Below are 16,421 nucleotides of genomic sequence, written 5' to 3'. Positions count from 1 at the left end.
CCAGATAATAACCCGGATGAGATTATTTCTTGCAAACTCCCCGAAAACTCCTTCACTAGTGTAAAGGAAGCTCAAGGGACAATTTGTCCGCTAGAAGTTGGCGTAAGATATGGCAGTTCGATCTCCTCGAAAATTGCCTGATCCTCTAGAGAGATGGGGAGAAAGCCAATAATCTGGGGAAATGTGTAGTGGAAATAGCCTGTGGAAATGAGAAGTGGGCGCAAGAAGAGCGAGCGGGAAGGATCTCCCAGGCGTGGGACAGATGTTTCTAGAGTGACGCCTGCTGGTGATGTTGGAACCGCTTCTACGCTTTTTTTCAGGTAAATCTGCTGCCAATGCGAGGCAAATTCAGGGAGGAGCAGGAGCCGGTTAAGCACTTCCTGATACCAGGGTTCATATATGCTCAGGATGTTTGCCGCTTTAAAACCGTAGAGGGTCTGGGAGGCCATTTGCTCCCAGGATTCACGATTGATCATCAGGTTGGGATACAGTGGGAGCGTGGGATCGAACAGCAACTGGAGTAAGTTCACAGAGGAAGCAGGAAGCTGCGCAATTTGTTCGGGAGAGAGATCATAGAGGCGCAGGAGCGGCGTATTGAAATAATGAATGTGCCAGTCTCGGTTGATAATCATCGCGGGCATTGGCAGTGCACAAGCAGTTTCAATTACCACGCGCAGCACGCTCTCCAGGTCTGGCCCGGTGAGATAGCGTTCGACCGGGAAAGTATGGGCTGCAAGAAGTAAACGATTGCGTTCTAGCAAGCTACATTGGAAGTAGTCCGCGATCTCCATCACCATCGCCCGCCGGGGTGGACGGGTAATATGTCCCTGCCGCATGCGTTTATAGCTGCTGTAAACCATATCTTCGAGTTCTGTGCGGTGCCATTTGCGTGGTCCCCAATTGTCTTCCCGCGCTGCAAAGGGCGGGGTCTCACGGCTCTGGCCGGCTTCATGCTGCCTGAGGAGAAGCAATTCTTCAACGACTCTGACGAACTCCACACAATCAGAATGAACCGTTGTTGGAAGCGAGGGCTGTAATTCCATCATATATCCTGAACCATTTTTCTCGACGATGCTTCTATTCTACCAGATACGATTTTCTCTTGCAACGCAACAGGACAAAGCACATGTGGCTTGCCATTCCTTCATATGCTAAGAAAACCGGCAAGATGCTGTCACTCCTCCCGAAGTTGAAGGGTCATCTGCAGCCTGATGCAGTTTGAGAGCAAGCGCTTTTTCGCTATAATCCCGAGTGGGGAATAGTTCTTTGGGAACGCCCTTTCTTATTGAGTTATACAATATGGATACAAACTGTCACGAAGTTACTCTTCTTTCACAACAGTTTGTACTTGACGGAGGACCATTCGTTGAGAAGTATTTTCGCGACCACGCGTCGCACGTTTATCAAACGCACAGGAATCGTAGCAGGAAAGACAGTTCTTGTGGGAGCCGGAGTCACGGCTTTTCTGAGTCATACCCTATCTTCTGCGTCTGCGGCGAGTGCATCGAACACGACAAATAAACATACATCAGCAGGAGCGGGGATCAATGTCCTGCTCGTTCATGGTGCCTTTGTTGATGCTTCCAGTTGGAACAAAGTGATTCCCTTGCTCCAAATTCAGGGTTTCAACGTGCTAACGGTCCAGCTTCCCATGACCTCGATAGCCGATGACGTCGCCGTCACGAACGAAGCACTGGCCTACCTTGCGATGACTACCTCCAACCCGACGATCCTGGTTGGTCATTCCTATGGCGGAGTCGTGATTAGCAACGCCGGGCTCACTGGTTCAAACGTGCGCAGCCTGGTCTATGTCGCAGCATTTGCTCCCGATAGTGGGGAGACCGTTAAGGGTCTCATTGGTCAGTTCCCCACCACACCCGTTAGCAACGCACTCGTGCCTTCGTTTGTACCTGACGCCCTTTGGATCACGCCATCGGCCTTTCCCTCTGTCTTTATGCAGGATGTAGATGCAATCGAAGCCAAGACGGACGCGCTGACGCAGAAGCCCTGGGGGCTCCCTTGTCTTGGCACTCCATTAGGAACGCCCACCTGGAAATCGGTGCCATCCTGGTATCTCGTGTCCCAGAATGACCGGGTAATCAATCCAGCTGCCGAGCGCTTTTTTGCGAAGAGAATGGGTGCCACCACTCATGAGATTGCTTCAAGCCATGCCTCGCCGGTTTCTCATCCCCGCGAGGTCTCCAAGCTTATTCTGGCGGCATCTCAAGCGATTCACTCGTAGTCGCATGAAAGCAGAAGCGGGTAGGCAATTTCATCTCCAAGCAAAGCGACGGAGATGGCATATTTCCAATCATTGAAAATATCTCAGATGTAGAGATGGCTGTTTTTACAACGGAGAAAGAGTTGCTTCCATCGGTTGTAAGCTCTGCTTGTCTCGCGAGCGAAAGGAAAACACACTCATGAGCCTATTTGCGCATAAACACGCTCACCAGGGAGCAAACATTGTATTGGTTCACGGCGCCTGGGCGGACGGCTCCAGTTGGAGTAGTGTCATTGAGCGCCTCCAGAAAGAAGGCCACACCGTGACTGCCGTCCAGATGGCCCTGACCGGGTTTTCTGACGACGTGGCTCAAGTTCGGCAGGTGTTAAGTGCTCAAAGCGGTCCTACCATCCTGGTTGCTCACTCTTATGGAGGCGCGGTCATCACCGCGCTTGGGAAGGATGCGCCCAATGTCGTCGGGTTGGTGTACGTGTCGGCGTTCGCCCCTGATCAAGGGGAGACGCTGAAAGGTTTGATTACTGGAGGACCACAACCGGCAGGTGGAGCAGCACTCCGCCCTGACGAGCAGGGTCTTATCTGGCTCGACCGAGAGGGATTCTTACAGTACTTCGCCCCCGATGTGAACCAGACACAGGCGCGGGTGCTGGCCGCAGTGCAGAAGCCTATCGCCGCCAGTGCTTTTCTCGGGGAGGACACATTTGGGGAGCCAGTATGGAAAACGCTGCCTGCATGGTATCTGGTCACTGAACAGGATCAGATGATTCCACCTGATGCTCAACGCTTCATGGCCCAACGTGCAGGAGCGACCGTCTCCTCGGTTGTCTCAAGCCATGTCTCCATGATTTCCCATCCGAACACAGTTACCGATCTCATCCTGAGTGTGGTACAAGCGGTTGTGCCCATCGCCAAGTAGGTTAAGTAGCTCCTCTCTTCTCAGTACAATTACACAACATTTTTTGGGGTGAAAACGCTCGTCCTAAGGAATGGAGCAAGTACATCAGCAAAGTATCCCACATTTGTTGTGTGATTGCACTGATTATCTTAGCTGCCTTATTCATGCCATGTGATCCACGTAAGTGCGTATAGCCCGCTGGATGCTGCGTCATTTTTCACTTGAGGAGAAATATCATCTGGTAATCCTCTTCTGGCTGCAATAGGTTAATCGTCTGCCTGCTTGGGTTCATGTCGAAGGTCCCACCTTTTTATGCCAAAGAAATAGTCGCATGTCTCATAATCTCTCCAAGATATATCACACCAAGTTTCATGGCTGGATACCGTACTTCATTATCTATATCAACATCTTTGTATTCGATCCAGCCGTCAATATCTGTTCCCATAGGGCTATAATTTCTCTTTTCTCGTACAACCCCGATGTTATTTTTCGGTGCTATGCTACAACATACTATCTCTCCTAGAGAAGTGCATCATATCTCCGTTGGATGGAAAAACCAGCCAGACGTTTACCCAAATGAGCACAAAATGTCATGACAAGTGGTTATGCTTACTCAAAACATTTTCTGTGGCTTCTCTTCCTCTTCTTCTGTATAGTAGTATGCATTATTATCCTCAACCAGCCGTTTCACTGAGATCTCGGTGTCCTGGTTGCTCTCGGAATGATGATTATTATACAAAACCCACATTTTCACGACATGATCAAGTACAATGGTTATGATGAAGTAGATCATCAGGGAAATCCTCTACGATTTTTAGAAAGAAGTGGGAATCGCACAACAAGTATGTCTCCAGGACATTCCATCGCACGGGCACGTTTTATAAGTACTGTCGACAGTGTCTTAGGAAAAGGAAAGATGTAAACTATTTGCGTAAAATGGATACTGAAGAGCAAAAAGATATTTTTAATCTGTTTCATGATGGAAGCTTTACCCCTTTTCATCAAGTAGACAATGATCTTCACTTTGAGGTTGAGATTGAATACCTGGCACAGATGCTTCATCCTACCTATCATTGTTTCAAAGGGATTCTCAAAAATTGTCGACGACTGACGCTGACATTCTGGGACGATGAAGTGATTATCGAAGATAGGGACAGGATAAATGCGTTGGTAGATGAGTTGGAAATAGCCAATGCTGAGAGCCATCCTGATGGGGTTTCTATTTACTGCCATCGATATGAGAGGCTTTCTCATAATCGCTATGGGAGTCTTCCGGCAGGTGAGCTTTTTGTTGCCTGTGACACTATCACTCTTTTTGATGAGGTTGGTCAGGTAATGTGTGTTGATGCTCTAAGATCATTGTGCCGAAACTATTGGCATGATTTAGGAAGGAGATGATGTGAGGTGGATGAGGATGAAAATTGGCTTCATGGTGAGCGGATTGAATGTCCTTCGTGTCATCAGTCGTTGTATCGTGTTGATCATTCGCCATTCTATGATGAATACTTTTTCTACTGTGATCGTTGCCCTATCCATGTTGAAGTGAGCTATTATGATCCAGTCTATCAGCAGATTCAAGAGTCAGTAAGGAAAAGAAACGCACTCCTTCAGAGGGATGCTTACACCGCTCTTATGCACGCACTGGAGGAATGTTTGCTGCCATGTGCCTGTAGTGGAACTTTCCGGTACGATAGTTCTCGGCGTTGTTTTTTCTGTCATACTCCTGTCATTATTGAGACTCCCCTTGGGATTGATCTTTTTCGTTGGCATGACACCTTTTTGCCTGATTGTCCCGATGTTCCTGATAACGTACTGGAAGAAGAGGAGCGTTGGATGTCTCAATTTATTCGTACTGAAGGTAAATGGCGTCAAGACTAATACGACCATATTTATATAACAATTCGATGGAGGTATTTTACGTTACAAGGATGAATATGTGACGATTTACAGCTAAAAGCAGTATTTGTCGTATAGATATAAATATAAAATAACTAGATATGTTATGATGAAAAATATTTATAAAGGGAAATATTGGAGTAGAATACAAATATCAGATTAAATGCGTGTCACATGGAACCAAGCCAGAACGATTTTGAGTGTGTGAAGCACGTTGGGAGAAGCTTTGGGTTGCCGACCATCTCCTTTGGTAATCCGCACTCATGTTTGCTTCGCGTGGTTTCTCGGTTCGCCCCTGCTCTTATCCCAGAGATCATTTCTGATTGTTCAGTATATGAATAAGATCGGGGAGCAGATTCACCGCGTTCGGACTACCCAGGCCAGTGATAGCATCCCAACCTGGGGCTGCTGAATACCCTGAAACATCGAGGATGCTATTATTTCCCACAGTGATATCGTGGAAATCCTGGGTATATCGTGCTGACATCGCTATCTGATAGAGGGCCGTATTCAGAAAACCCAGGGGATGACCAGCCATCTGATCGGCAATTGCGCCGAGAGCAGCCCATATCGGCGCACTACCACTGGTCCCACCAGTCGTCGTCCAGGTACCATCCTCATAGAGAGCTAGCCCACTGTCCTGTTCCGCATTGCCAGAAACGTCAGGGACGCCGCGCCGGTTCTGTGAGAGCGTCTGGATAGTGGTAGGCAGCGCTTTCTGATACGCCGGTTCAGGAAACAACATACTGAATCCACCACCACTATGATTCCAGGCAACCTCTGCAAACGCCGTCCCATGGCGGTCTAACGTCGTGCCTCCTACACTGGTAACCCAGGGATCATCCGCCGGAAAGTTGGTGGTAGCCGTGGGCGCGAGACGCTGACCATCCTCCTCCAGACCAGACGCGCCATGGTCACCAGACGCAGCGAAGATCGTCATGCCGTTCTGGATGGTTGCCTGCTGATACAGCGTATCCCATTTGCGTATTTCCATCTGTCCTTCCGCTCCTTTACTCGCAATATCCGAGTCCCCCCAACTTTCTGAGACGATAGTTCCCAGCTTGTTGTCAAGGGCATATTGGAATAACTGGCGGAAATCAGATAATGCAATGATCCCTTTTTTGTGATTTAATGGACTGGTCAGGACCACAATATTCGCCTCTGGGGCCAACGCGTGGATCGTTTCTACATCCAGCGTTGTTTCGCTTGCCCAACCAGATCCTGGTTCCGTCGCTTCCCCCAAAGGGCTCATCTGTTGAATGGTGATCGGGGGCAGGTCGAATTGCGTATCAAATACATCGATATCCTGTTGCAACGTTGGACTCCCAACTGCAACAATAACGACAACCGTTTGTCCTTTGCCAGTAAACCCTTTCTCGATCAAAGGGGTCAGTCCATAGGCCATGCGCATACTCTGAGGTGTCTGGCAGCTCATCAGAGAGGCAAGATTCGCAGGACAGGTATCGTTCAGGGAGGGATCAGTAGGAAATGGGGCTGGTGTGAACGTCGCTGCTGGTGTTGGCGATGCTTTGGTTGCCGTGGGCGTAGCCATGCCACTGGCAGCCCCGTTTCCTGAGTATTCACAGGCGGTGAGAAGCACGCATAAAAAGAAGAGCGCTAGCAGACGACGGGATATCGATGTCAGGTACATTATTCTGAATAACTCCTTCATAGAGTTCGTCTTTTATTGTCGTGCTCTGACTTTATTGGATACAACCAGATTTGGCAAGTTGCTAGGAGATTTGTGTTACAGATCAGTGATAGTGGGTTCTCTGCTGGTTGTCGTGCTTTAATAATGGTTGCGATCTGTTCAACTCTACTGGTCGTCATTGTAGAAAGTCTCTCTTTCGGATTCAGTACAGCAACAAGAGCATGGTGGCTAGCTTTTCTTGCTTTGATGGATAACCTGACTCTTCTTCGTTGGAGACTCTTCCATATAGTGCGTCTTTCCAGGTAGAATATCTGCAGAGGTACAACAAACAGGGAGGCTCTGGCTATGCATTGGCAAAAGCGTGGTCTGTTACAGGTCGGAATCATTCTCACTGGTATGGTACTTTTCCTCGTCCTTGCCGCATGGGTTCCTGTGTCTCTGGCTCATGCGCAAGAGCTCACTTCGGAAACTGCGACACCGAGCACTGTGACGGTGCAGACAACGCCGGCAGAAGATGCGACGGTGACCGCACTGAACAAAGAGCAACTTACCCAACAGGTCGCCACACAGCAGCATACGTGGGATAATTGGTTTTGGGACAACGCCGCGACCGTCCTTTCCAGTGCCCTCTCGACCTTTGTCATTGTCATCGGCGCACTCTTTGGTATCTGGCGCTGGCGCAGAGATCGACGAGACGCGCAAGGCAAAGAGTTGAAAGATCGAGAGCGGGAACGGGAACAACGTGCGGAGGAACGCTTCCAGGCAGCGGTTTCAGGATTAGGGAACGAGAGAGAAGAGGTCAAAGTCGGTGCCGCTATTCTCCTACGGACCTTCTTGCACCGTGGCCACGAGGAGTTTTATATCCAGACATTTGATCTTGCGGTCGCCCATTTGCGCCTTCCAAGGACCTCCAAGCTACCAGAAGATCCAGCTGCTCCTTTGCCACTTACCACACTGAGCCAAGCTCTCATTGTGATCTTCAAAGAAGCTTTTCCTCTGGCTCGTAGTCAGATTCAAGGAAGCTTGCAGGCGCTTGATGCAACGGGCATTTTCCTCGACAATGCATACCTGGCACGAGCGGATCTCAAACAAGCTCGGATGAGACATGCATCTCTGCGAAATACCAATTTCTACAGGGCAACACTCAGTGGAGCACGTCTCTTTCAATCTAATCTGAGCGGGGCTAATCTAAATGAAACTGATCTGAGCGGGGCCGATCTCGGCGAGACAAATATTGAAGATGCCCACTCCTTAGAAAAGGCCGACTTACGTGGAGTCACAGGACTAACGAGAGAGCAATTAGCAACCTGTAAAGCGAAAGGGGCCATCATTGAAGAAGGCCCCGCAACCAATGCGTATCAGTCTACTGGTACACTGGCCTCGCCACCACAAGGCAACGACGCGCAAGCCTCATCAGTTCCTTCTGCTCAAGGGAGTATAGTACCTTCTGATCCAGATGGGAGAATTATTGATGGATCTCATGGAAAAAATGATGGTGAATGCTCAAGAATATAGTGTGACTCTGAGACGATTTGACGAAATTATTGATCCTCAGTACGGTGCTGAGTATCATGGATACTATATTGGCATCCAGAGCCAGCACGCGACGGTTACAGCTAGAAGATATGATGATGAAGTAACGGGTTCATAAACAGATGGTGCAGCAGGTCAACCTCACGCTGAGCTTGACACTGCTAGAGGCGTCATGCTAACTTGGTACTAGAACGGAGAGTGCAGCGATAGCAACCGACATTCCTTATGATGGATGGTGGAACTGCGAAACGTGGTTGATGAACCTCGGGTTGAGCAGCAATGAGAGTTCTCCAAGATAACCAACGATTTTTTGCGAATAAACGCCGGGAAGTGGGTCGACAACATTGTTCATGCACTCAAATGAGCCGTCGAATTCCTGGCTGAGGCAATATATCCCGACGTGATAGCAACTAAACGAGGAGATCATGATGAGAGTTATTTTCGTGCACGGGGCATGCGTCAAGGACGGAGCTTGGTGGTGGCACCGAACCGCTGCTCTGCTGGCTGAGCGGGGTGTCGCCAGCGAGGCGCCTGTCCTCCCGAGCTGCGGCGAGAGGGGTGAGCTGACTGGTGCAGGAGGACCTGGGCTAGCTGACGATGTCGCCGCCGTCCGGCAGGTCTTGACCGCGAGCGACGAGCCGACCGTCGTCGTTGCGCATAGCTACGGCGGGATCATCATTGCCGAGGCAGCGGCGGGCGTGGGTTCCGTGCGCCATTTGTTGCTCGTGTCCAGCTATCTGCCCGAGGTTGGGCAGAGCCTATCCTCGTTCGGCGGTGAGGAACCGGCCCCGTTCCTCGACATCGATTCCACAGGTGGGACGTTCACCGTCCGGCTGGATGCCCTGGCGGAGACGTTTCTGCAGGACTGCGATGAGGACATCAAGCAAGCGGCCATGAACAAAACGGCTCAGCAGAGCTTAACGGTTCTCGAGCAGCCGGTGCAGTCAGCGGCCTGGCAGCACATTGCCTCGACGTACCTCGTGTGCGCCAAAGACCGGGGGACCCCGGCTGACCAACAACGCAAATTCGCTCGTCGGGCAGGTAGCGTGATAGAAATTGATGCTGGCCACCACCCGTTTCTCTCTCAGCCTGCTGCTGTACGCGACCTGGTCCTCGGTCTGTGACATTTTTCAGTGACATGCAGGCGGATATTCATTCTCCTGATAGTGACCTGATTGGCAGATAAGATTTCCTCTATCATAGGAATAGCTCATCCTGTCTTTTTTTATCCTATGCCAGGAAGTTTTTCCAATATCGAAATGGGAAGAAAAATACGCTTGTACTAAAATTGTGCTAGATCCAGCAAGCATGTAGATACATATGGTTATCTTGTATTTAGATATATGTATCTACACAAAACACGTAACTCTTTAGTTCCAGCTGATATAAGTAATTTTACTTATGTATGTACAACCAGCAAAGCCATTAGGAGCATCTGCAGAATCCAAGTTAGTACGAGGATTTAGTTTGGATGAATGAGTTGATCCATCACAACCGATCCAACTAAAAGATAATGTATGTTCACCGCTACCGATAGACGTTACATTGTAGATAGCAACGTTTTCTGATCCTGTATTCGCAAAACAATCAACATCTGCGCCATAATCAGTATACATTACAAGCTGAAGCCCACTAAAAGTACAAGTGACACTTTTAATCAAAGGTGTCGCCGTGTGATTTTGAACAGAAGCTGCGTGGGTCGTTCCAGCGGTACTCAGAAAGGCAGCTCCAAAGAGAGCGCACAACAGGGCTGGGATAAGTAGAAATCGTAATGGATGCTGTTTCATCATTGCTCCTTTCAATATTGTCATGTTTATACATGATATAGAGAATATATCTCCTATTAAGTATTTTGCTCCTTACTGATATATTCTCTGTTACACCTCGATCATACTGCATTACCCACCTCTACAGGAACCTCGTTTGCTATCATCCAGGCATCGTCCAAGCATCGTTCTCCTGCAACAAGGCATCTTCTTGCTCGTATTATTCAATGGTACCAGAATTGCGGGCATTTTCTTGTTGCTTGGAGAAAGGATTCAACCATGAGCCGATTGGATGCGGCACAATGGTCTCAGCAAATTCGTCAGGAACGCCTTAAGCGCAACTGGCGACAACGCGATTTAGCAGATCAATTGGGAACCAGTATGCTGACAATTCAGCGATGGGAAGGAGGAAACCAGCAGCCAAGTGCGTATTTTCGTATGAAACTCTGTGTACTCTTTGGCAAAAGCGCGCAGGAGCTTGGCTTTATCCCGGGCAATCCGCCAACTGTTCTCTCCTATGAGGGAGAGATGAGCACTCAAACAGCAAAAGAACAGGTTCTTCCTCCGCCAACCTCATCCCCAGATTCTCGCCCGGTGTCGTCAGATAAGCCCGTTCAGATCTATGATCCCGCCATTCCGGCTTCCATCTTTAAAGAGGATACTCTTGTGGGTCGAAGCAGCGAATTTCATTTCTTGAAACAACAGGTGCTCACTCATGCCGGGTCATTTGCGCTCTATGGGTTGCCAGGCGTTGGAAAAACAGCACTTACTATCGCTCTTTCGCAGGATCGTGACATAACAACACGCTTTTCTGACGGTATTCTCTGGACTGGACTGGGTCGAGAACCAGATCAATTTCGCCTGCTCAGCCGTTTGGGAAGCCTGCTTGGTCTTACATTGCAGGAGATGGCATTGGCAAAAACACAACGTTTTGAGGTTCTTGCGCAAATGCTTCGGGATGCCATTGGCACACGCCGCATGCTCCTCATTCTTGATGATGCCTGGGAAATCACAACCGCTTTACAGTTTCAGATAGGAGGCAGGCAGTGTGTTCATCTCGTGACGACGCGCTTCCCACCACTGGCATTGCACTTCGCTGGCGAGAATGCTGTCCCGCTTCAAGAGTTAAATGAAGAAAACAGTATGACTCTCTTGCGACAGTTCGCACCTACTGTTGTGATCGATGAGTTTCACGAAGTGCAGGAACTGATCCATTCTGTGGGTGGTCTTCCTCTCGCTCTCACCCTGATGGGAAAATATCTTCAAGTGCAGGCCCATGATCGCCAACCTCGTCGGGTTCGTAAGGCATTGGAACAACTCCATCACATTGATACACGGCTTCGTCTGGCGGCCCCACAAGCGCTTCTCGATCATCATCCCAGCCTGCCTGTGAGTACGTCGCTTTCCCTACAAGCAACCATCGAAATCAGTGAGCAGCAATTGGATACTCAGGTGCGCGAAAGGTTTCGTGCCCTTTCTATCTTTCCAGCCAAACCTCATAGCTTTTCGGAAGCGGCTGCCCTGGCAATCTGTGAGCTCTCAGAAGAAGATCTCGATCAGTTTACGGACGCAGGATTATTAGAAAGTCACAGCCCTAACCGCTATATGTTACATCAGACCATCGCTGATTATACGCAACAGTATCGTACTGACACGAAGGTGGAAAAACAGATGGTGTTGTTTTTCGTGGCTCTGGTGAGTGATCATCAACATCATCATGATGTACTCGAACAGGAGCATATGAATATTCTGACTGCCTTCAAGCTGGCTCATCGTCATGAGATGATGGCTGCACTTCAGCAAGGAGTCAACCGTTTTGTTCCTTTCCTGATAGCAAGGGGACTGTATACGTTGGCTGTGAAATACCTCAATCAGGCACAGCAAGCTGCCGTATCTACAGGCGACGATGAAGAGCTAACCAGAAGCTGGTTTTACCTGGGCAGAATTGCCCAACTTCGCGGCGATTTACAGACGGCTGAAGACGCGTATCTGGAAGGGCTCGCGGGAGCACGCAAGAAGCTAAACAAGGAACTGATGACTCAATTGCTTGCCTATACAGGAGAGGTTATTTTCCTTCGTGGGGACTTACCCCGAGCAAATCACTATTTTCAAGAGGGGTTGGAAATGGCGCAAGAACAGAGGAACAACTCCATAACAGCTCTCATTCTGAGAAATCTGGGAGAAATTGCGGATGATTACTATGGCAATCCAGTTCAAGGAAACACATATTATCTTCAAGCGCTAGAACTTGCCCGTCAGGAACACGACTGGCGCACCATGAGTGAATTATTACAGAACCTGGGAGTGAAAGCAGAATGGAGTGGAGCATATGTTCAGGCCAGAGAATACTATCAGGAAGGTATGGAATGCGCGCAACGAATTCATGATGAGCAACGCATTAGCGCACTTTTGATGAATATGGGGATGCTCGCATTTCGGCAAAAATACTATACTCAGGCAGAAACCTATTATCAGGAAGCGCTTAAATTGGCTCGAAAAAACGAGAATTATATGCGCGAGAGCGGTATTTTACAAAATATGGGCATTTTGGCTGGGACCAGAAAGCAATGGAAACTGGCAGAAATATATCTACAGGAAAGTTTGGAGATGGCTGGTAGGGTTGGATCTGATTGGCTCTACCATGAAACATTGTATGAGATTGGAGAGCTCCATCTCAAACGAAAACAAATACCAGAGGCGCAAGAAGCGTTTCAACGAGTATTCGCAAAAGCAGAACAACTAGAATCTCACTATTTAAAAGCGTCTGCTCTCTATGGACTGGCTCGTGTCGAGGCTGCCAGAGGCAACTTTGTCGAGGCGTATCGTCTGGGACACGCCAGTCAGGTGATGTTTGCAAAGATGGAGCATATGATAGAAAAACAGGTTGGAGATTGGCTAGACCATATAAAGAGGAATGCCGAACGTAAGTAGACAAAGAGAGGCCGAGATGATATGCCACACCAGGCGTTCATACACTGTTTCCGTTTTTTTTGGCCTCTGTGAGAATGCCATCTTAAAGCAAAAAGAAGGCATGGTGCTTTGCAAGGAGGAAACTATTTGGAGACGTATTTTGAGGGGAGAGGTTCTGACTCTCCTTCTATTGAGACAGTCTGGCGTGGCGGAGCCGGGCAAGGATATACCCCTGTCTGCCCGGCTTCCGGACAATGGCATTTACTCTTTCTCAAGCGGTACGACAGGCTGCATATTTTTGTACAGGGACCGTTGACCAGAGCGACCCCTGTGGCTCAACCCGAAGGGACTGAGTGGTTCGGGGTCACGTTTCCTCTCGGTACTTTTCTGCCCGCACTCTCCATTCAACGCTTACTGGATGAGCAGGCGTTCCTGCCCCTGGCCTCGCACACATCCTTTCATCTGGCTGACTCCAGTTGGCCGATCCCTGACTATGAAAATGTTGAGACCTTTATTGAGCGCCTGGTTCGCCAGCATGTGCTGGTCTCTGATCCCTTGGTGCAGGCGGTCCTGGCGCATCATCCGGTAGAGATGTCGTTGCGTACTATCAGACGCCGCTTTGTCCTGGCGACCGGGCTTCCCTACAAGACAATTGAGCAGATCGAGCGCGCCAAACAGGCCACCTCGCTTCTGGAGCAGGGCGTTTCGCTGATCGACGCGGCATATCAAACCGGGTATGCGGACCAGTCCCATCTGACTCGGGCACTGAAGCATTTCATTGGCTCCACTCCCTCCCTCATCGCTCGGACTCAACATGGGCTGACGCGCCGCTAAAACCTTATTGGATGGCCATTTTCTTCAAGACGCTCCCCCTCTGTTCGAGTATAATCGTGTTGCTGACTCTTCCTGTGAAGAAAGCAGCGACACTCGTTACTTCAGAGTTGAACGATCAAAGGAGTATGCAATGAGAAAAATCATTTCTCTAATCCATCTTTCGCTGAATGGCTTTACCTCGGGTCCCAATGACGAACTGGATTGGATTGCGTATGATCACGAATTGGAGCAGGATTCCCATTCCTTGCACACGCTCACAGATGCCGTGATCTGGGGACGCAGAACGTATGAAGGCATGGCTAGCTACTGGCTCACGGTGCCGAGCGATCCCGCCAGCACTCCAGCCGAACTCGAACACGCGCGCTTCCTGGACGCTGCCACCAAGATTGTGGTCTCGCGCACATTGGAGCGCGTTGCGTGGAACAATGCACAGAATACCGTACTGATTAAGGATCACATCGCCGAAGAAATTAATGCCATCAAACAGCAGCCAGGTAAAGATATTTGGTTCCTCGGCAGTCCCATGCTAGCGCGCACGTTTATGGAACTGGACCTGATTGACGAATATCGCATCAATATCAATCCAACGATCCTTGGCGAGGGCAAGGCCCTCTTTACTGGCGTTACTCGTTCATTCCCGCTCAGACTGCTGGCCTCAAAGACCTTTCAAAGTGGAGTTGTGGCCCTGCGCTATGAACCGGATCGCTCGGCAAAGTAGCAGAAGGCAGACACGCGGTATCTGTCCCCTTGCAGGCCAATCACAGGCCGCTTCACACGAAGTGACAGTGATTGTGTCAGCAAGGGGACTATCATGTTGTGGACACATTCCCGTGTAACAACAGACTGTCAGGCATATCAACCGTTCCTGATCTGGCCCCTTCCCAGTCAAGCAGCGTAAGAGGTTGATGGGATAAGAGCCGGCGTCCATAGTGGCTCCGCCTCCCAGGGTGAGATTATAGCAAAATATCGTTGTGAAAAAATATGGGCATACAAAGTGATGCGTCAAATATGGGATGGGACGTGAAGCCGACTACCTGGGCAAAGGTGATTCTCAATTGGTGTCCCAGGCATAAATGAAACCATCATAGCTCTCGCTGGACAACCTGCACACGCGACCAGACCCCGGCGTAGAGAAGTGGGTTGGTATATCCTATAGCAGCACGCCTTGCAGAAAGGTGTCGCACGTGAGCAGGTTTCCATGATGAGAAAAAGCCGGGCACAGCTCTTAGACGCTATTGTTCTCTCCAAGGAGGAACGCGTCCCTGTGCTGCAAGCATCGAATCATATCCAGGTTGGGTAAAAAGAGCATGCAATTGACGCCGACGCATTCCCATGTTCCCCCCATCGTATAGAGGGAAAACAAGTGCATCTCGTAGTAAGCGCTCCAATGGCGTCTTTTTCGTATAGCTTTCCACACCGACCAGACGCATCGCATCGTAGATGACCTGCACCGCGAGTTCCGAACAATAGACCTTGGCCATAATCGCTAGCTCTTCCCCGTGCCCATCCGTTTGCTCAAGGTAATGGCAGGCCTTCCAGGTCATGTAGCGAGCTGCCTCAATTCGCATCTTGATGTCAGCGAGCATGTAGCCAACATTCTGATGCTCGATGATTGGTCCCGAACCCAGGCGCCGCTCTGATTTTGCAAAGTCAAGGGCGTAATCAAAGGCAGCGCGCATTACGCCGACGCAGGCCGCTGCGATGAGCGCTGCTGACCAGGAGAACGTGCCCGACACGATCTCCAGCCCCTGGCATGGACGACCAATGAGATGGTTTGCTGGAACCCGGACTTCCTTAAAGTGGACGCGAGAAGACATCACCCCGCGATTTCCTAGTTTGTCGTAGGCATCGATGACCTGTACGCCAGCAGCGTCCCCCGGTACCATCACTACTGCCAGCGATTCATGTGCTCCTTTGGTAAGGTCGGTTCGGCAGACGACGGAGTACAGATGAGCTCCTTTGCCGTGCCAGCCAGAACCACTGGTGGTGTAGTGTTTTTGCCCGGTGATAACCCATGCATCTCCATCGCGATAGGCGAAGGTCTGCACTCCCGCTTCCGCATCAGTGGAGTCGAAATTTGCGCCTCCACCTACCTCTGTAAAGGCGAATGCAGCGAGCAATTCTCCATCTGTATCATCGATGAAGGGCTGAAGGAACTGTTTGCGTTGGGCTGCGTTTCCGAATTGAATGACTGGTTGGAGCCCGACGCCACTGGCCAGTAGCGTCGTGGGGACATTGACATCCACGCGTGCTAATTCCTCGACAGCAAGGGCAAAATCAACCAGTCCGAAGCCCAGGCCCCCATTGACCACAGGGATGAACGACTTCGTGAACCCGGCTTTAGCCATTTCGCGGAATGCTGTGCGTGTGAAATAAAACGCCTCAGTTGGATCTGCAATCTCATCAATTTGCTCTGAAATAGGCGCCAATACCTCCTCGGCAAAGGCATGGGCATTGTCCTGGAGTAAGCGTTGTTCTAAGCTCAGTGTGAAGTCAATTGGCATGTGAGTTTCCTTTCTCTTCGTGTGCTGCTATCTAGCAGCAGCAACAGACAGGACTCTGAAACTGACCATTTGGAGAAAAGCAGCATTACGAAACCAACAGAGAGAGTGACCAGGAGGCCATTTCTAGTATATGAATCTAAACAGTATTGGTCAAGCTGAAACAGTCTCTTCTATTATCAGTCATCTCATCATG

The 16,421-nt window shown here is 49.7% G+C and carries 15 protein-coding genes; 9 read left to right on the top strand and 6 right to left on the bottom strand.

Going from position 1 to position 16,421, the window contains the following annotated elements; all coding sequences use genetic code 11:
- Positions 1 to 71: 71 nt before the first annotated feature.
- A complete protein-coding gene (locus AC27N8_RS16240) occupies positions 72 to 1,046 on the bottom strand; it encodes an MmyB family transcriptional regulator (RefSeq protein WP_487068434.1) in 975 nt (324 codons plus the stop codon).
- A 320-nt stretch (positions 1,047 to 1,366) separates the two neighbouring features.
- On the opposite strand from AC27N8_RS16240, the gene AC27N8_RS16235 reads away from it, so the two are divergent.
- Together AC27N8_RS16235 and AC27N8_RS16230 are read left to right on the top strand one after the other, a co-directional pair.
- Complete coding sequence (locus AC27N8_RS16235; protein WP_487068433.1) at positions 1,367 to 2,242, top strand: alpha/beta fold hydrolase; 876 nt, start codon at positions 1,367 to 1,369, stop codon at positions 2,240 to 2,242.
- A 178-nt stretch (positions 2,243 to 2,420) separates the two neighbouring features.
- Complete coding sequence (locus AC27N8_RS16230; RefSeq protein WP_487068432.1) at positions 2,421 to 3,155, top strand: alpha/beta fold hydrolase; 735 nt, start codon at positions 2,421 to 2,423, stop codon at positions 3,153 to 3,155.
- Positions 3,156 to 3,444: 289 nt separating this feature from the next.
- Here the strand turns inward: AC27N8_RS16230 and AC27N8_RS16225 are convergent, their stop codons facing one another.
- Entirely contained in the window at positions 3,445 to 3,579 is a 135-nt protein-coding gene (locus AC27N8_RS16225) for a hypothetical protein (RefSeq protein ID WP_487068431.1), read from the bottom strand.
- Positions 3,580 to 3,747: 168 nt separating this feature from the next.
- Positions 3,748 to 3,927 (bottom strand): hypothetical protein, encoded by a 180-nt coding sequence (locus tag AC27N8_RS16220; protein WP_487068430.1) that lies wholly within the window; start codon positions 3,925 to 3,927, stop codon positions 3,748 to 3,750.
- Between the two features lie 134 nt (positions 3,928 to 4,061).
- On the opposite strand from AC27N8_RS16220, the gene AC27N8_RS16215 reads away from it, so the two are divergent.
- A complete protein-coding gene (locus AC27N8_RS16215; RefSeq protein ID WP_487068429.1) occupies positions 4,062 to 4,532 on the top strand; it encodes a hypothetical protein in 471 nt (156 codons plus the stop codon).
- Between the two features lie 6 nt (positions 4,533 to 4,538).
- Complete coding sequence (locus AC27N8_RS16210; protein WP_487068428.1) at positions 4,539 to 5,012, top strand: hypothetical protein; 474 nt, start codon at positions 4,539 to 4,541, stop codon at positions 5,010 to 5,012.
- A gap of 331 nt (positions 5,013 to 5,343) precedes the next feature.
- On the opposite strand, the gene AC27N8_RS16205 is transcribed toward AC27N8_RS16210, so the two are convergent.
- Positions 5,344 to 6,681 (bottom strand): S53 family peptidase, encoded by a 1,338-nt coding sequence (locus tag AC27N8_RS16205; protein WP_487068427.1) that lies wholly within the window; start codon positions 6,679 to 6,681, stop codon positions 5,344 to 5,346.
- 345 nt (positions 6,682 to 7,026) lie between these two features.
- Here AC27N8_RS16205 and AC27N8_RS16200 point away from each other — a divergent pair, with 345 nt between their 5' ends.
- A complete protein-coding gene (locus tag AC27N8_RS16200; protein WP_487068426.1) occupies positions 7,027 to 8,196 on the top strand; it encodes a pentapeptide repeat-containing protein in 1,170 nt (389 codons plus the stop codon).
- 446 nt (positions 8,197 to 8,642) lie between these two features.
- The gene (locus AC27N8_RS16195) at positions 8,643 to 9,338 is read left to right on the top strand and encodes an alpha/beta hydrolase (protein ID WP_487074701.1); all 696 of its coding nucleotides are present in this window, start codon (positions 8,643 to 8,645) and stop codon (positions 9,336 to 9,338) included.
- A gap of 246 nt (positions 9,339 to 9,584) precedes the next feature.
- Here the strand turns inward: AC27N8_RS16195 and AC27N8_RS16190 are convergent, their stop codons facing one another.
- Positions 9,585 to 10,004, bottom strand: a complete 420-nt coding sequence (locus AC27N8_RS16190) for a beta/gamma crystallin domain-containing protein (RefSeq protein ID WP_487068425.1) — start codon at positions 10,002 to 10,004, stop codon at positions 9,585 to 9,587.
- A gap of 255 nt (positions 10,005 to 10,259) precedes the next feature.
- Here AC27N8_RS16190 and AC27N8_RS16185 point away from each other — a divergent pair, with 255 nt between their 5' ends.
- The 3 genes from AC27N8_RS16185 to AC27N8_RS16175 all read left to right on the top strand — a co-directional run bounded on the left by AC27N8_RS16185 (position 10,260) and on the right by AC27N8_RS16175 (position 14,442).
- On the top strand, positions 10,260 to 12,911 hold the full coding sequence (locus tag AC27N8_RS16185) for a tetratricopeptide repeat protein (RefSeq protein WP_487068424.1): 2,652 nt from the start codon (positions 10,260 to 10,262) through the stop codon (positions 12,909 to 12,911).
- A gap of 126 nt (positions 12,912 to 13,037) precedes the next feature.
- Positions 13,038 to 13,724 carry a helix-turn-helix domain-containing protein gene (locus AC27N8_RS16180; protein WP_487068423.1) on the top strand — a complete coding sequence of 229 codons (687 nt, stop codon included), beginning with the start codon at positions 13,038 to 13,040 and terminating at the stop codon, positions 13,722 to 13,724.
- Between the two features lie 130 nt (positions 13,725 to 13,854).
- Positions 13,855 to 14,442 carry a dihydrofolate reductase family protein gene (locus tag AC27N8_RS16175; protein ID WP_487068422.1) on the top strand — a complete coding sequence of 196 codons (588 nt, stop codon included), beginning with the start codon at positions 13,855 to 13,857 and terminating at the stop codon, positions 14,440 to 14,442.
- Positions 14,443 to 14,956: 514 nt separating this feature from the next.
- Here the strand turns inward: AC27N8_RS16175 and AC27N8_RS16170 are convergent.
- Entirely contained in the window at positions 14,957 to 16,228 is a 1,272-nt protein-coding gene (locus AC27N8_RS16170; RefSeq protein WP_487068421.1) for an acyl-CoA dehydrogenase family protein, read from the bottom strand.
- Positions 16,229 to 16,421 lie beyond the last annotated feature (193 nt).

The sequence above is a fragment of the Dictyobacter sp. Z7_2 genome (assembly GCF_057551105.1).
The sequence above is the reverse complement of the archived record's forward strand: the minus strand, read 5'-3'. Positions and strand labels throughout refer to the sequence as shown.

Bases quoted from the DNA above. Each gene is read 5' to 3' on its own strand.
- AC27N8_RS16240 (WP_487068434.1), bottom strand. From the start codon at position 1,046: ATGATGGAATTACAGCCCTCGCTTCCAACAACGGTTCATTCTGATTGT.
- AC27N8_RS16175 (WP_487068422.1), top strand. From the start codon at position 13,855: ATGAGAAAAATCATTTCTCTAATCCATCTTTCGCTGAATGGCTTTACC.
- AC27N8_RS16190 (WP_487068425.1), bottom strand. From the start codon at position 10,004: ATGATGAAACAGCATCCATTACGATTTCTACTTATCCCAGCCCTGTTG.
- AC27N8_RS16170 (WP_487068421.1), bottom strand. From the start codon at position 16,228: ATGCCAATTGACTTCACACTGAGCTTAGAACAACGCTTACTCCAGGAC.
- AC27N8_RS16220 (WP_487068430.1), bottom strand. From the start codon at position 3,927: ATGATCTACTTCATCATAACCATTGTACTTGATCATGTCGTGAAAATG.
- AC27N8_RS16205 (WP_487068427.1), bottom strand. From the start codon at position 6,681: ATGTACCTGACATCGATATCCCGTCGTCTGCTAGCGCTCTTCTTTTTA.
- AC27N8_RS16225 (WP_487068431.1), bottom strand. From the start codon at position 3,579: ATGGGAACAGATATTGACGGCTGGATCGAATACAAAGATGTTGATATA.
- AC27N8_RS16185 (WP_487068424.1), top strand. From the start codon at position 10,260: ATGAGCCGATTGGATGCGGCACAATGGTCTCAGCAAATTCGTCAGGAA.
- AC27N8_RS16200 (WP_487068426.1), top strand. From the start codon at position 7,027: ATGCATTGGCAAAAGCGTGGTCTGTTACAGGTCGGAATCATTCTCACT.
- AC27N8_RS16195 (WP_487074701.1), top strand. From the start codon at position 8,643: ATGAGAGTTATTTTCGTGCACGGGGCATGCGTCAAGGACGGAGCTTGG.
- AC27N8_RS16230 (WP_487068432.1), top strand. From the start codon at position 2,421: ATGAGCCTATTTGCGCATAAACACGCTCACCAGGGAGCAAACATTGTA.